The organism is Rhodopseudomonas sp. P2A-2r (assembly GCF_026015985.1).
Classification (GTDB): domain Bacteria; phylum Pseudomonadota; class Alphaproteobacteria; order Rhizobiales; family Xanthobacteraceae; genus Tardiphaga.
This window is the reverse complement of the sequence record NZ_CP110389.1, coordinates 334763-349535: the sequence shown is the minus strand read 5'-3', so window position 1 is coordinate 349535 and position 14773 is coordinate 334763. Positions and strand designations below refer to the sequence as shown.

General features: G+C 65.3%; 10 protein-coding genes, 2 pseudogenes and 1 riboswitch. Of the genes and pseudogenes, 10 read left to right on the top strand and 2 right to left on the bottom strand.

Annotated features, from left to right (window positions below):
- The first annotated feature begins 12 nt into the window (after positions 1 to 12).
- Positions 13 to 1764, top strand: a complete 1752-nt coding sequence (locus ONR75_RS01630) for a heparinase II/III family protein (RefSeq protein WP_265081097.1) — start codon at positions 13 to 15, stop codon at positions 1762 to 1764.
- Positions 1765 to 1826: 62 nt separating this feature from the next.
- Positions 1827 to 1908, top strand: a riboswitch (ZMP/ZTP riboswitch).
- A 24-nt stretch (positions 1909 to 1932) separates the two neighbouring features.
- Positions 1933 to 3525, top strand: a complete 1593-nt coding sequence (purH, locus tag ONR75_RS01625) for a bifunctional phosphoribosylaminoimidazolecarboxamide formyltransferase/IMP cyclohydrolase (RefSeq protein WP_265081096.1) — start codon at positions 1933 to 1935, stop codon at positions 3523 to 3525.
- A 187-nt stretch (positions 3526 to 3712) separates the two neighbouring features.
- Here the strand turns inward: purH and ONR75_RS01620 are convergent.
- A pseudogene (locus ONR75_RS01620) lies at positions 3713 to 5103 on the bottom strand (MFS transporter).
- 103 nt (positions 5104 to 5206) lie between these two features.
- On the opposite strand from ONR75_RS01620, the gene ggt reads away from it, so the two are divergent.
- The 3 genes from ggt to ONR75_RS01605 all read left to right on the top strand — a co-directional run bounded on the left by ggt (position 5207) and on the right by ONR75_RS01605 (position 9212).
- A complete protein-coding gene (gene ggt / locus ONR75_RS01615) occupies positions 5207 to 6958 on the top strand; it encodes a gamma-glutamyltransferase (RefSeq protein WP_413776423.1) in 1752 nt (583 codons plus the stop codon).
- Positions 6959 to 7024: 66 nt separating this feature from the next.
- Positions 7025 to 8329 (top strand): MFS transporter, encoded by a 1305-nt coding sequence (locus ONR75_RS01610; RefSeq protein ID WP_265081095.1) that lies wholly within the window; start codon positions 7025 to 7027, stop codon positions 8327 to 8329.
- Positions 8316 to 9212 carry an amidohydrolase family protein gene (locus tag ONR75_RS01605; RefSeq protein WP_265081094.1) on the top strand — a complete coding sequence of 299 codons (897 nt, stop codon included), beginning with the start codon at positions 8316 to 8318 and terminating at the stop codon, positions 9210 to 9212. Before ONR75_RS01610 ends, ONR75_RS01605 begins: the two co-directional genes overlap by 14 nt.
- Before the next feature lie 145 nt (positions 9213 to 9357).
- On the opposite strand, the gene ONR75_RS01600 is transcribed toward ONR75_RS01605, so the two are convergent.
- Positions 9358 to 10020: a glutathione S-transferase family protein gene (locus ONR75_RS01600; RefSeq protein ID WP_265081093.1), complete on the bottom strand. Its 663-nt coding sequence runs from the start codon at positions 10018 to 10020 to the stop codon at positions 9358 to 9360.
- A 109-nt stretch (positions 10021 to 10129) separates the two neighbouring features.
- On the opposite strand from ONR75_RS01600, the gene ONR75_RS01595 reads away from it, so the two are divergent.
- From ONR75_RS01595 to panE, 5 genes and pseudogenes are all read left to right on the top strand, one after another.
- A complete protein-coding gene (locus ONR75_RS01595; RefSeq protein ID WP_265081092.1) occupies positions 10130 to 10735 on the top strand; it encodes a DUF2239 family protein in 606 nt (201 codons plus the stop codon).
- A 117-nt stretch (positions 10736 to 10852) separates the two neighbouring features.
- Complete coding sequence (locus ONR75_RS01590; protein WP_265083910.1) at positions 10853 to 12151, top strand: MATE family efflux transporter; 1299 nt, start codon at positions 10853 to 10855, stop codon at positions 12149 to 12151.
- 98 nt (positions 12152 to 12249) lie between these two features.
- A complete protein-coding gene (locus tag ONR75_RS01585) occupies positions 12250 to 12855 on the top strand; it encodes a 2-hydroxychromene-2-carboxylate isomerase (protein WP_265081091.1) in 606 nt (201 codons plus the stop codon).
- A gap of 121 nt (positions 12856 to 12976) precedes the next feature.
- Positions 12977 to 13714 (top strand): SDR family oxidoreductase, encoded by a 738-nt coding sequence (locus ONR75_RS01580; RefSeq protein WP_265081090.1) that lies wholly within the window; start codon positions 12977 to 12979, stop codon positions 13712 to 13714.
- A 123-nt stretch (positions 13715 to 13837) separates the two neighbouring features.
- Positions 13838 to 14757 (top strand): annotated as a pseudogene (gene panE, locus ONR75_RS01575) (2-dehydropantoate 2-reductase).
- Positions 14758 to 14773: the final 16 nt, after the last annotated feature.

The window sequence follows — 14773 nt, the reverse complement described above, 5'->3', positions numbered from 1 at the left end:
CCCAAGGCGCGCGTGGTCGCTCATCGCAGACGTATTTCAAGATTGATACTTGGCCGGTTCGCGCGGAATGCGTTGTCGCGCGCGTCTGGCGGATCTGTTGCATTGGCGCGGCTGTGGCCCGGCCGCACCGACCGGCTGATCATCGCGCCCCACGACCTGCGCACCGCCGACGCCACCCGCGCCGCCGAAATCTATGCCGGGCGCTTCGTGTTCGCCGGCAAGATCGTCACCTGCCATGGCCGCTCGATCTTCGATCTGGAACCGCCCTCCGAAGATTGGGAGGTCGCCCTGCTCGGCTTCGGCTGGCTGCGCCACCTGCGCGCCGCCGACACCGCCATCACCCGTGCCAATGCCCGCTCGCTGGTGGATGACTGGATCTCCAATCCCAAGCGCAAGCGCCCGATCGGTCGCCGCGCCGACGTGCTGGCACGGCGTGTCATCTCGCTGCTGTCGCAGGCACCGCTGGTGCTGGGCGATACCGATGGCAAGTTCTATCGCCGCTACCTGCGCGCGCTGAGCCGCGAAATTCACACCCTGCGCTACACAATGGCGGACACCGCCGATGGCGTGCCGCGGCTGCAGGCGCTGATCGCGCTGTGCTACGCCTCGCTGTGCCTGGCCAACCAGGCGCGCCACATCCGCACCGCCACACGAAAACTGTCCGACGAGCTGCAGCGCCAGATCCTGCCGGACGGCGGCCATATCTCGCGCAATCCAGGCGCGCTGATCGAGCTGCTGATCGACATGCTGCCGCTGCGGCAGACCTTCGCCGCGCGCAACATCGCGCCGCCGCCGGCGCTGCTCAACGCCATCGACCGCATGATGCCGATGCTGCGCTTCTTCCGCCACGGCGACGGTTCCTTCGCGCTGTTCAACGGCATGAGCAATGCGCCGTCGCATCTGCTGGCCACCCTGCTGGCCTATGACGACACCCACGGCGTGCCGATGGCGCACATGCCGCATACCGGTTTCCAGCGCCTCGATGCCGGCGCCATGACGTTGATCATGGACACCGGTCCACCGCCGCCGCCCAATGTCAGTCACGACGCCCATGCCGGCACGCTGTCGTTCGAACTGTCGTCCGGCACCAGCCGGATCGTGATCAATTGCGGCATGCCCTCGACCGGCCGCGACAACTGGCGCGCTTTTGCGCGCAGCACGCCGGCGCACTCCACCGTGACCTACCACGGCACCTCATCGTGCCAGTTCATCGAGCGCTCGGCCATGAAACGCTTCCTGCAGGGCGCGCCGATCGTCACCGGTCCCCAGGTGGTGGAGAGCTATCGCGAGGTGACGGCGAGCGGCACCATGCTGACGACCTCCCATGACGGCTATCTCAGCCGCTTCGGCGTCGTACACCGCCGCATCCTCAGCATGGCAGAAGACGGCAACCGGCTCGACGGTGAAGACATCCTGGCGGCCGCGCCGGGCGCCCGCATCAGGGGAGCCAATACCGACTACGCGCTGCGCTTTCACCTGCATCCCTCGGTCAAGGCAAGCCGGCTCTCCGACGCCCGCGGCGTCATGCTGGTGCTGCCCAACCGCGACGTCTGGACCTTCGAGGCGCTCGACGACAAGGTGGAACTCGAAGACAGCGTGTTCCTGGCCGGCAATGACGGGCCGCGCCGTACCGCGCAGATCGTGATCCACCAGAATTCCAAGCAGGCCGCCAGCGTGCGCTGGAGTTTTGTCCGCTCCAACGCCTCGGCCTCCGCCACCTCGGCGCGCCGCAACGCCCGCCGCGAGCCGGAATTGCCGCTGTAGGGGTTCGATACCAGGGGCTATTCGGTCCACGTTGTGCACGACGGCGAAAACTGCTAATTGACCCTCGCTCGCGCGACTGGCGACCTTGGATGGAGCACCATCGGGAAGCGCGAGCCATATCTGCCGCGCGCCTGGGCATCATATTCCTTCAACCAGAGGATTTTGCCCATGACCGATCACCCGCGTAAGATCACCCGCGCATTGCTGTCCGTTTCCGACAAATCCGGCCTTATCGAATTCGCCCGCGCGCTTGCAGCTCACGGCGTCGATCTGGTGTCGACCGGCGGCACCGCCAAGGCGATCGCCGCTGCCGGCCTCAAGGTTTCCGACGTCTCCAATCTCACCGGCTTTCCGGAAATGATGGACGGTCGGGTCAAGACGCTGCATCCGAAGGTCCATGGCGGGCTGCTGGCGATCCGCGACAATGCCGAGCACGCCAAGGCCATGAAGGATCACGGCATCGCGCCGATTGATCTCTTGGTGGTCAATCTCTACCCGTTCGAAGCCACTGTCGCGAAGGGCGCGGCCTACGACGACTGCATCGAGAACATCGACATCGGCGGCCCCGCGATGATCCGCGCCGCGGCCAAGAACCATGACGATGTCGCCGTGGTGGTCGAGCCCGCCGACTATCAATCGGTGCTCGACGAACTCGCCACCAACAACGGCGCCACCACCCTGACGCTGCGTAAGCGTCTCGCTGCCAAGGCCTATGCACGCACCGCGGCCTATGATGCCGCGATCTCCAACTGGTTCGCCGACCAGCTCAAGATCGGGACGCCGGATTTCCGCACCATCGGCGGCCACCTGATCCAGTCGCTGCGCTACGGCGAGAACCCGCACCAGGCCGCCGCCTTCTACCGCACGCCGGATGCACGGCCGGGCGTCACTACTGCGCGACAGCTGCAGGGCAAGGAACTGTCCTACAACAACATCAACGACACCGACGCGGCCTATGAGTGCATCGCCGAGTTCGACGCCAAGCGCACCGCCGCCTGCGTCATCGTCAAGCATGCCAATCCCTGCGGCGTCGCCGAAGGCGACGACCTGCTCGATGCCTATCGCAAGGCACTGGCCTGCGATTCCACCTCGGCATTCGGCGGCATCGTCGCGCTGAACCGCACGCTGGATGCGGAAACTGCCCGCGCCATCACCGAGATCTTCACCGAAGTCATCGTGGCGCCCGACGCCACCGAGGAAGCCATCGCCATCGTCGCCGCGAAGAAGACCCTGCGCCTATTGCTGGCCGGCAGCCTGCCGGATCCGCGCGCGCCTGGCCTGACCTACAAGACCGTCGCCGGTGGATTGCTGGTGCAGTCGCGCGACAATGCCGTGGTCGACGACATGACGTTGAAGGTGGTGACGAAGCGCCAGCCCACCGACGCCGAGTTGCGCGATCTGAAGTTCGCCTTCCGGGTGGCCAAACACGTCAAGTCCAACACCATCATCTACGCCAAGGACCTTGCCACCGTCGGCATCGGCGCCGGCCAGATGAGCCGCGTCGATTCGGCCCGTATCGCCGCGCGAAAGGCCCAGGACGCCGCCGACACGCTGAAGCTCGCTGAGCCGATGACCAGGGGTTCGGTGGTCGCCTCCGATGCCTTCTTCCCGTTTGCCGACGGCATGCTGGCCTGCATCGAGGCCGGCGCCACCGCGGTGATCCAGCCCGGCGGCTCGGTTCGCGACGACGAGGTCATCAAGGCCGCCGACGACGCCGGCATTGCCATGGTGCTCACTGGCGTGCGGCATTTCAGGCACTGAGCCACTGGAAGCCACGAGGCTTCCCCATACGCGACTGTCATCGCCCGGCCGGCGCGCAATTGCGCGCCGGGACCGGGCGACCCAGTCAACACCGCCGCCGGTGATGGAGCCGAAGCCCCTGCGTTTACTGGGCCACCCGCTTCCGCGGGTGACGACAGCGGAGTGTGGTGCAGCTTCGATGTTGCTTCTACTTGTCCTTCACCCGCGCCAGCAGAACGAGCCCCGCTAAAAAGAACAACACCAGCACCGCCATGCCGGCCTTCTGGCTGGCCGTCACCGCCGTGACGAACCCGATCAGCAGCGGCCCGATGAACGACGTCACCTTTCCGGTCAGCGCGAACAGGCCGAAGAATTGCGCGATGCGGTCCTGCGGCGCCATGCGGATCAGCAGCGTGCGCGATGCCGCCTGCAAGGGGCCGCCGGCTATCCCGATCAGGCAGCCGAGCAGCAGATAGGCTTTTTCGGCCGGTGCCGCGAACAGCGCGCCCCCGGCACTGGCGGCGCCACCTTGATAAAGAGGATGGAATCCTTGTCGATCAGCAGGATGCCGGCAATGGACAGCAGCAGCAGCAGCATGCTGCCGGCGATCACGCGTTTTGGTCCGAGCAGATCGTCGAGCCGCCCGCCGGCGAACGCGCCGAAGGTGGCGGCCACTGCCAGCGTGACGCCGAAGCTGCCAATCTGGATCGTGTTCCAGCCGAATGTGCCGGCGGCGTAGATGCCGCCGAACGCGAACAGCGACACCAGGCCGTCGGTGTAGATCATGTTGGCGATCAGGAACGCCAGCATCGAGCGATGTTGCGGCAATTCGCGCAACGTGGCGCGCAGGTCGGTCAGTCCGCCACGCACCGCCGCGCGCGCCGACAGTTTCGCCGGGAAATCCGGCGTCAGCAGAAACATCGGCAGCACGAAGACGACGAACCATAGCGCCGTCAGCGGCCCGGTGATGCGGTCGCCCTGGAATGTTGCGGGATCGAGCCCGAACAAGGGGACGAAACCGAACAGGGTCCGCCCGCTCTGCGGATTTGCGGCGAAAAATCCCAGCACGATGACCAGGCTGATGATGCCGCCGACATAGCCCAGCGCCCAGCCGGAACCGGACAATCGGCCGATCTTATGCGGCGGCACCAGCGACGGCATCATGGCGTTATTGAAGACCGTGGCGAATTCCACGCCGACTGTGGCGATCGCATAGGCGATCAGCAGCGGCGGGATGATGGCTGGATTGCCGGGCTCGCCGATCCACATCAAGCTGGCGCCGATCACCAGCAGCGCGCCGAACGCGGCAATCCACGGCTTGCGTCGTCCGCTGGCATCGGCAATCGCCCCCAGCACCGGCGACGCCAGCGCGATCAGCAGCCCCGCAGCGGCGGTGGCGAATCCCCACAATGCTTGTCCGGTCGCCGGATCGGCGGCGACATGGGTGGCGAAATAGGGCGCGAACACGAAGGTGGTGATCAGCGTGAAATAAGGCTGCGCCGCCCAGTCGAACAACATCCAGCCGACCACGGCGGAATAAGGTGGGTAGCGGGTCACGACCTCGGCAACCCCTTCGTCTGCGGCGGCGGTGAGCGCCATGTGTCATCCTCGCGAATCGCCGGGGGCGTTGTGCCTGCCGTCTCGACAGCCATATAGCATTCATCCTGGTCACGAGATTGTGGCAGTCCCCGCGTCGGAGCAAATGATGATTCCGCTGGCCACCCGTCGCTTCGTTCTGTTCCTCGCTCTCGTCCTGATTTCCGGCAGCTGTGGCGCGGCGCGGGCGCAGGACCTGCGCAACGGCACCGTCGCGCCCCTGGCGGGCGACGTGCGCCCGGTGGTCGCCAGCCACGGCATGGTGGTCGCGCAGGAAAAGCTCGGCGCGCAGATTGGCCGCGACGTGCTGGCGCGCGGCGGCAACGCCGTCGATGCGGCGGTGGCCACCGGCTTCGCTATGGCGGTCACCTATCCCCGCGCTGGCAATATCGGCGGCGGCGGTTTCATGGTGATCCATTCCGCAGATCGCAAAGAGGACATCACCATCGACTACCGCGAGACGGCGCCCGCGGCGACGACCCGCGATATTTTCCTCGGTGCCGACGGCAAGCCGGACGCCGCGGCGTCGCGTTTCTCCGCGCTGGGCATCGGCGTGCCCGGCACCGTCGCTGGGCTGGCGCTGGCGCTGGACAGATACGGCTCGCAGAAGTTCTCTTTGTCCGACCTGCTGCAGCCGGCGATTGCACTGGCGCGCGACGGTTTTGTCATCGCCGACGACACGGCAGCGACATTGCCCGAACTGCAGGGGCGGATCGCGCGCTGGCCGTCGTCGGTGGAGATCTTTTCACGTCCTGACGGCACGCCGCTGCGGCCCGGCGACACGCTGGTGCAGAGCGATCTTGCCGCGACGCTGACGGCGATTGCCGCGCAGGGGCCGCGCGGCTTTTACGAAGGACCGGTCGCGGAAAGGCTAGTCAGCAGCATTCGCGGCGCCGGCGGCATCTTCACCGCCGATGACCTCAAATCCTACCAGCCGGTGATTCGCCCGCCCGTCCGCGGCAATTATCGCGGCTACGACATCGTCGCGATGCCGCTGCCCTCCTCCGGCGGCACGGTGCTGATGGAGACGCTGAACATTCTCGAAGGCTTCCCCATGCGCGACCTCAAGCAGGGCTCGGCGCCGTCGCTGCACCTGCTCATCGAGGCCATGAAGCGCGCTTATGCCGACCGTGCGCGCTATCTCGGCGATCCGGCCTTCGCCCATGCGCCGATCGCCACGCTGCTCTCGAAGGATTATGCCGCGCAACAGCGCGCCTCGATCGACATCGCTCGCGCCACGCCATGGACCGATGCGCTGTCGGCGGTGCCGCCGCGCGAGGGACAGAACACCACGCATTTCTCGGTCATCGACAGCGCCGGCAATGCGGTGAGCAACACCTATACGCTGAACTTCCCCTACGGCGTCGGCCTCGTGGCGGAGGGCACCGGCGTGCTGATGAACAACGAGATGGACGATTTCACCGCCGCGCCGGGCGCGTCCAATGCTTTCGGTCTGGTCGGCTTCGAGGCCAACCTGCCCGGCCCCGGCAAGCGGCCGCTGTCCTCGATGTCGCCGACCATCGTGCTGAAGGACGGCAAACCGGTTTTGATCACGGGCTCGCCGGGCGGCAGCCGCATCATCTCCACCGTGCTGCAGGTGATCGTCAACGCGCTGGACTACGATATGAATATCGCCGCCGCCGTCGCCGCGCCAAGGTTGCATCATCAATGGCTGCCCGACGAGGTGCGGATCGAGCGCGGATTTTCGGTGGAGACGCTCACGACGCTGAAGGCGATGGGCCACAACGTCATCGAGCCGATGGGCCAGACCTCGGCCAACTCCATCGCGGTGACGCCCGACGGCTTGCTCGGCGCGCCAGATCCGCGTACGTCCGGCGCGGAAGCATCGGGATATTGACAGCCTGATGCCGCGGTCGAGCCGGGTGCACAACACCGGCCGTAGTCAATGCTGGGGAGCATCGCCATGAACACGGGTCAACCGGACAAATCCGGCGCCATCGAAGTCGCCGAGATCGAAGATTCCAGCCTGCTGGCCTTTTACCGCGACATGAACGCTCCGGAACGCCGCACCTTCTGGGCCTGCGCCACGGGCTGGGCGCTCGACGGCATGGACTTCATGATCTATCCGCTGGTGATCGGCACCATCATCGTCATGTGGAAAGTCGATCCCGGCACCGCCGGCCTGGCCGGTACCGTGACTCTGCTGGCCTCGGCCATCGGCGGCTGGCTCGGCGGCTACCTTGCCGACCGCATCGGTCGCGTGCGAACGCTGCAGATCACCATCCTGTGGTTCTCCTTCTTCTCGTTGGTCTGCGCCTTCGTGCAGAATTTCGATCAGCTATTGGTCGCCCGCGCATTGCTCGGTCTCGGCTTCGGCGGCGAATGGGCGGCCGGCGCGGTACTGATGGGCGAAGCGATCCGCCCGCAATATCGTGGCCGCGCGGTGGGCTCGGTGCAGTCGGGCTGGGCGATCGGCTGGGGCCTCGCGGTGCTGTCGCAGGCCATCCTGTTCTCGTATCTGCCGCCGGAAATGGCCTGGCGCTGGATGTTCGCGATCGGCGCGCTGCCGGCGCTGCTGGTTTTATATCTTCGCCGCTATGTCGAAGAACCCAAGATCGCTAAGGAGACCCGCGCCCGGCAAAATGCCAGCGGCGACCGGCCGAAACTGCGCGAGATCTTTGCGGGCCCGATGCTCAAGACCACGATCCTGGCCTCGCTGGCCGCGACCGGCTGCCAGGGCGGGTACTATGCCATCACCTTCTGGGTGCCGCGCTTTCTCACCACTGAACGCAAGTTGTCGATCGTCTCTTCGACCGGCTACCTCTCGGCGCTGATCATCGGTTCTTTTGTCGGATATCTCGTCGGCGCCTGGCTCGCCGACAAGATTGGACGGCGCAACCTGTTCCTGACTTTCTCGTTGGGCGCCATCGCCGTGATCATCGTTTACACGCAGGTGCCGCTGACCAATGAAGTGCTGTGGCTGCTCGGCTTCCCGCTGGGCTTCTTTGCCTCCGGCTACTTCTCGGGCATGGGCGCGTTCCTCACCGAACTCTATCCGACGCGCCTGCGCGGCTCCGGCCAGGGCTTCTGCTACAATTTCGGCCGCGGCGTGGGCGCCCTGTTCCCGTTCCTGGTCGGCACGCTCTCGACCACCACGACGCTCGGCAATGCCATCGCGATCTTCGCGGTGCTGGCCTATGGACTGTTCTTTATGGCGGCATTCGCGCTGCCGGAAACCCGCGGACGTATTCTCTATGCAGACAGCTGATCCTGCCAGCGCGGCCCCGGCATGCCCGGGGCCGCAACCGGTGCAGCACCGCGCCACGCGCTTCAACGTGCCGAAGGGCGCGGTGGATACCCATGCCCATGTGATCGGACTGCCGCCAGAATACCCCTTCGTCACCGCGCGCAGCTACACCCCACCGGCGGCAACGGCGACCGAGTATCTTTCGATGCTCGACGCGACCGGCATGACCCATGGCGTGCTGACGCAAGTCAGCGTGCACGGCACCGACAATCGTCTGCTGGTCGAGACGCTGCAGGCCAACCGCGCGCGGCTGCGCGGCATCGCGGTGATTGCACTGGATTGCCCGGAGAGGGACAAGGCCGCACTGAAGGACGCCGGCGTGGTCGGACTGCGCATGAACGTGCTGTATGGCGGCGGGGTGGGTTTCGCGCAGCTGGAGGGGTATGCCGCCTTGTGTGCAGAGATGGGCTGGCATCTCCAGTTCCTGATCGACGCCAAGGACATTCCCGCGCTGGCACCGCGCTTCGCAAAACTGCCCGTGCCGTTCCTGATCGACCACATGGGCCACTTTCCCACCACACGCGGCACCGACGAGGCCGGCTTTCAGGCGCTGCTCGGCCTGGTCCGCGATGGCGCCTGGGTGCGGCTGTCCGGCGCTTATCGCACCAGCGTGCAGGGCGGCCCGCCCTACAGCGACACGATCCCGTTCGCGCGGCTGCTGGTCGAGGCAAATCCCGACCGCTGCGTGTGGGGATCGGACTGGCCTCACGTGGCCAATTGGGACGCGATGATGGGCGTCAGCGATCTGCTCGATCTGCTGGTTGACTGGGTGCCCGACGGCGCGCAGCGCAACCGCATCCTGGTGGACAATCCGCAACGACTGTTCGGATTTCCCGCGGCTTAGTTCGGCAATAGTTACTTGCCCCGGACGCGATGCGATACGGAGTATCGCTTCGCAGAGCCGGGGCCGTAGCAAGCACCGGCGTTTGGGATGGTCCCGGCTCTGCGCGGCAGCACTTCGTGCTGCATCGCTTCCGGGACACGACAAATTACTTCCCCACCGTATACGGCCCGCCCTTGTCCAGCGCGCGTTGATACGCCGGCCGCGCATGGATGCGCGCGAGCCACGCCATTGCCTTGGGGTGGCCCTGCGCTAGGCCGGCGCGCGCCGAGGCGGCCTCAAGCGGAAAGCTCATTTGGATGTCGGCCGCCGTGAATTCGCTGCCGGCGAACCAGTCGCTCTTGCCAAGCTCGCTTTCCCAGAACGACATGTGGGTCCTGAGTTGCGGATCGACCAGCGTCGCCAGCGCCTTGGATGAGATCGCATTGACCAGCGGGCGCAGCAGCAGCGGGGCGCGTTTGGGCAGCATCAGGAAGATCAGCTTCAGCAGCAGCGGCGGCATCGCCGAACCCTCGGCGTAATGCAGCCAGTAGGTGAAGCGCAGCCGCTCCGGCGTGTTCGGCGCCGGAATCAGGCCACTGCCGTAGGTGTCGACGAGGTACTGAACGATCGCGCCGGATTCCGCGACCGTGTTGCCGTTGTCGGTGATGACCGGCGACTTGCCGAGCGGATGGATGGCGCGCAGCTCGGGCGGCGCCAGCATGTTGGACTGGCGCTGGTAACGCACGATCTCATAGGGCACGCCGAGCTCTTCGAGCAGCCACAGCACCCGCTGGGAGCGGGAATTGTTGAGATGATGGACGGTCAGCATGGTCGATGCACCTCATTGCCCGGCTGCATTATTATCCGGGTGTTATTGACGCAGATATGATCCGGGTATAAATAGGCGTGCTAAACCCTCATGATCTGAAAGCCTTACCATGGATCAGGCAGCCGCAGGCTCGTTCACCGCATTCTCCGGCCACCACCGCCTAGCCTCCGGGCGGCTTGCCGAGGTGGCGCTCGCGGTCAAGATCGCCTCGGCGGGCGAGGCGCCGCCGCCGATTGTGATCTTCGACGACTCCACCGGCCGCTCCATCGATCTCGATCTGCGCGGCAGCCACCGCGAGATTGTGGCGCGGCTGACGCCGCCGGCCGAGCCTCCCGAGGTGGATGCGGTGGCGCAGCCGCGCGGACGCGGTCGGCCGAAACTCGGCGTCGTCGCCCGCGAGGTGACGCTGCTGCCGCGGCACTGGGAGTGGCTCGGCGCCCAACCCGGCGGCGCTTCGGTGGCACTGCGCAAGCTGGTCGAAGAGGCCCGGCGCGTCAACGCCGACAGGGATCGTGCGCGCGCCGCGCGCGATGCCGCCTACCACTTCATGTCGGTGATGGCCGGCAACCTGGCGGGCTTCGAAGAGGCGACGCGCGCTTTGTTCGCCGCCGACCGAACGAAATTCGATACGTTGATCGCCGCATGGCCAGACGATATTCGCAACCACATCATCAAGCTTGCTTTCGGCGATCGGTCAGAACCGACGTCGCTATAGTCAGGTGGATCGGCTTCCCGGCCGGACTGACTGACTCTCTCAACCTTTGTTCGCAAGGAATACGTCGTGCCGAACGCAGATCCGCTCTGGAAAAGATTTCTGGTCTTTCTGCTGCCGATGATGCTGAGCAACATCCTGCAGTCGCTGATCGGCACCATCAACAGTATCTATGTCGGCCAGATGATCGGCATCGAAGCCCTGGCAGCGGCTTCGGTATTCTTTCCGGTCATGTTCTTCTTCGTGGCCTTTGTCATCGGGCTGGGCGCCGGCGCGTCGGTGCTGATTGGCCAGGCTTGGGGCGCCGGCGAGACCGACAGGCTCAAGGCCGTCGCCGGCACTGCGCTCGCAGTGGCACTTCTCATCGCCGTGGCCATCGCCGTACTGGGCGGCGTCTTCAGCCGGCAGTTCATGATCGCATTGGCCACGCCGCCGGATATTCTCGACGATGCCAGCGCCTATGCCCGCATCATGATGCTGACGATGCCGGCAACCTTTACCTTCATCCTGTGGACTTCGACCATGCGCGGCGTCGGCGACACGATCACGCCGCTCTGGGCGCTGGCGCTGTCAACCGTGATCGGCCTCGCGCTGACGCCTGCGCTCATCCGCGGCTGGCTGGGGCTACCGCCGCTGGGCGTCGCCAGTGTCGCCTGGGCCTCGGCCGTATCGACCCTGGTGACGCTGCTTTTCGTTGCCGTTATTCTTCGCCGCAGAAATCATCCGCTTGCGCCTGATGCAGAGCTGTTGCGCAATATCCGTCTGAATGCCGGGTTGCTGCGCAAGGTCTTGCGCATCGGCATTCCCGCAGCCTTGGGCATGGTCGTGATGTCGCTGGCGGAACTGGTGCTGCTCGGCCTCGTCAACGGCTTCGGCTCCAACGCCACCGCGGCCTATGGCGCGGTCAATCAGGTGCTGAGCTATGTCCAGTTCCCGGCGATGTCGATCTCCATTACCGTATCGATCTTCGGCGCACAGGCGATCGGCGCCGATCGCATCGACAGACTCGATGCCATCGTCCGTACTGGCCTGCTGATGAATCTCGTGCTGACCGGCAGCATGGTCGCGCTTGCCTATCTGTTCTCCCGCAACCTGATCGGGTTGTTCATCGTCGACCCGACAGTGCTGGAACTGGCGCAGCGTTCGCTGCACATCGTGCTGTGGAGCATGGTCCTGTTCGGCATGGCGACGACCTTCTCGGGAATGATGCGCGCCAGCGGCACCGTATGCGCGCCGCTGGCGCTACTGGTCTTCGCGATCGTCGCCATCGAGGTGCCTTTCGCCATCGTTCTCAGTCGCGAAATCGGCCTCGATGGCGTCTGGATGGCCTATCCGGCCGCATTCGGCTCCATGTTCGTTCTGCAGATGGGCTATTACATGTTGGTATGGCGCAAACGCGCGGTGCGGCGACTGATTTGAGCCGGCCCCGGATCATATTACGACCGTCATAAAGCGGTGGACGTTTCAGGTCTGCTGCGCCACACTGCGGCAACAACAAGATAACCCGGGAGGCCAACTTGACCGCGACATCCCCGCTCTTCCTGTTCGATTTCGGCAGCCCCAACGCCTACCTCGCCCATGAGGCGATCCCCGCCATCGAGGCGCGCAGCGGCGTGAAATTCGCCTATGTCCCGGTGCTCCTCGGCGGCATCTTCAAGGCCACCAACAACAAGTCGCCTGCCGAAGCGCTGGCAGGCATCAAGAACAAGCGCGAGTTTCACGAGATCGAGACCGAGCGCTTCCTCAAGCGCTTCCAGGTGCCACCCTATGTGATGAACCCGTTCTTTCCGGTCAACACGCTGAACCTGATGCGCGCGGCGGTCGCCGCCCAGCTCGAAGGCGTGTTCAAGCCATACATCGAGGCGGCGTTTCATCACATGTGGCGCGAGCCGAAGAAGATGGACGATCCCGAGATAGCGGTCGCCGCACTCACCGCGTCCGGACTCGATGCCGCCAAACTGTTCGCGCGCGCGCAAGAGCCCGAGGTAAAGGCCAAGCTTGTCGCCAATACGCAATTCGCCGTCGATCGCGGCGCGTTCGGCTCGCCGACTTTCTATGTCGGCGACGAGATGTTCTACGGCAAGGAGCAGCTGCGCGACATCGAGGAGCTGATCTCGCGCTAGACGTAGGATGGGTTGAAGCCGTCACGCGTCTGCGCGGCCGGCGAAACCCATCGACCGCACTCGCTGCAAGAGGATGGGTTTCGCAAGAGCTCAACCCATCCTACGAAAATGGAGAGGTCGATTGCAAAAGCGCAACGCAACCGTCGCGGTGATCGGCGCCGGCGATTTCATCGGCGCCGAGATCGCCAAAAAGTTTTCCGCCGAGGGATTTACGGTGTTCGCCGGGCGCCGTAACGGCGACAAGCTGGCGCCGCTGGTGGCCGAGATCGAGGCGGCAGGGGGCACCATCTTCGCGCGTTCGCTCGACGCGCGAAAGGAAGACGAGGTGACGGCCTTCCTCAACGACGCCGATGCCCACGCGCCGCTCGAGGTATGCATCTTCAACGTCGGCGCCAATGTCAATTTCCCGATCCTGGAGACCACCGAACGGGTATTCCGCAAGGTGTGGGAGATGGCCTGCTATTCCGGCTTCCTCGCCGGGCGCGAGGCAGCGCGGCTGATGCTGGCGCGCGGCGCCGGCAAGATCTTCTTCACCGGCGCGACCGCCAGCCTGCGCGGTGGCTCGGGCTTTGCCGCCTTCGCCTCGGCCAAGTTCGGCCTGCGCGCGCTGGCGCAGGCGATGGCCCGCGAACTCGGGCCGAAGAACATCCATGTCGCGCACCTTGTTATCGACTCCGGCGTCGACACTGCCTGGGTGCGCGAACGGCGCAAACAACTGTGGGGCAAGGAGGCACTCGACAATCCCGATTTGTTGATGCCGCCCGCCTCGGTCGCTGCGTCATACTGGCAGCTATACCAGCAGCCCCGCAGCGCCTGGACGTTCGAAATGGAGATTCGTCCATTCGGCGAAAAGTGGTAGGACGCTGATCGAATTGCTGGACGCGGTCATGCCCGGCCTTTGTGCCGGGCATCCACGTTCTTCCCAGATGTCGTGGATGGCCGGGACAGGCCCGGCCAGGACGGAGAGAAACAGGAACAACTCATGCGTATTCTCGTGGTTGGGGCCGGCGCGATCGGCGGCTATTTCGGCGGCAGGCTGTTGCTGGCCGGCCAGGACGTCACCTTCCTGGTGCGGCCGAAGCGCGCCGGCGAACTCGCCAGCGCCGGCCTCGTCATCAAGAGCCCGCATGGCGACGTCGTGTTGAAGAACCCGCCGACCGTTCAGGCCGACCAGCTCACAGACAAGTTCGATGTCGTGTTGCTGAGCTGCAAGGCATTCGATCTGGACGATGCCATCGCCTCCTTCGCGCCCGCTGTCGGCCCCGGCACCGCTATCATCCCGCTGCTCAACGGCATGCGCCATCTCGACGTGCTGGAAGCGAAATTCGGCGCCGACGCGGTGCTCGGCGGCCAGTGCAAGATCGCCGTCACGCTGAACGAGGCGCGTGAGGTGGTGCAACTGGCGCCAATGCAGTCGCTGTCGTTCGGCGAGCGCAAGGGCGGCAGTTCGGACCGGGTCAAGGCGATCGCCGAGGTCATGGCCACGGGCAAGTTCGACGGCGTCGCAAGCGCCACCATCATGCAGGACATGTGGGAGAAGTGGATCTTCCTCGCCACCATCGCCGGCGCGACCAGCGCCATGCGCGCCGCAGTCGGTGACATCGTGGCTGCACCCGGTGGGCGCGATTTCATTCTCGGCGTGCGCGACGAATGCAGCGCCGTGGCGTCCGCCAACGGTTTTACCCCCGCACGCCATTCCTCGAAAGCAGCGGCGCCATGCTGACGGCCGAGGGTTCGAAGATGACGGCATCGATGTATCGCGACATCCTCAACAACGCGCCCATCGAGGCCGACCAGATCATCGGCGACCTGATCGCCCGCGCCGACGCCGCCAAGGCACCGGTGCCGCGGCTGCGCATGATCTATACGCACCTGAAGGCCTATGAAGCGCAGCGCGACTAGGCGCTTAACCGCCACG

Bases quoted from the DNA above. Each gene is read 5' to 3' on its own strand.
- ggt (WP_413776423.1), top strand. From the start codon at position 5,207: ATGATGATTCCGCTGGCCACCCGTCGCTTCGTTCTGTTCCTCGCTCTC.
- purH (WP_265081096.1), top strand. From the start codon at position 1,933: ATGACCGATCACCCGCGTAAGATCACCCGCGCATTGCTGTCCGTTTCC.
- ONR75_RS01605 (WP_265081094.1), top strand. From the start codon at position 8,316: ATGCAGACAGCTGATCCTGCCAGCGCGGCCCCGGCATGCCCGGGGCCG.
- ONR75_RS01610 (WP_265081095.1), top strand. From the start codon at position 7,025: ATGAACACGGGTCAACCGGACAAATCCGGCGCCATCGAAGTCGCCGAG.
- ONR75_RS01590 (WP_265083910.1), top strand. From the start codon at position 10,853: ATGATGCTGAGCAACATCCTGCAGTCGCTGATCGGCACCATCAACAGT.
- ONR75_RS01600 (WP_265081093.1), bottom strand. From the start codon at position 10,020: ATGCTGACCGTCCATCATCTCAACAATTCCCGCTCCCAGCGGGTGCTG.
- ONR75_RS01595 (WP_265081092.1), top strand. From the start codon at position 10,130: ATGGATCAGGCAGCCGCAGGCTCGTTCACCGCATTCTCCGGCCACCAC.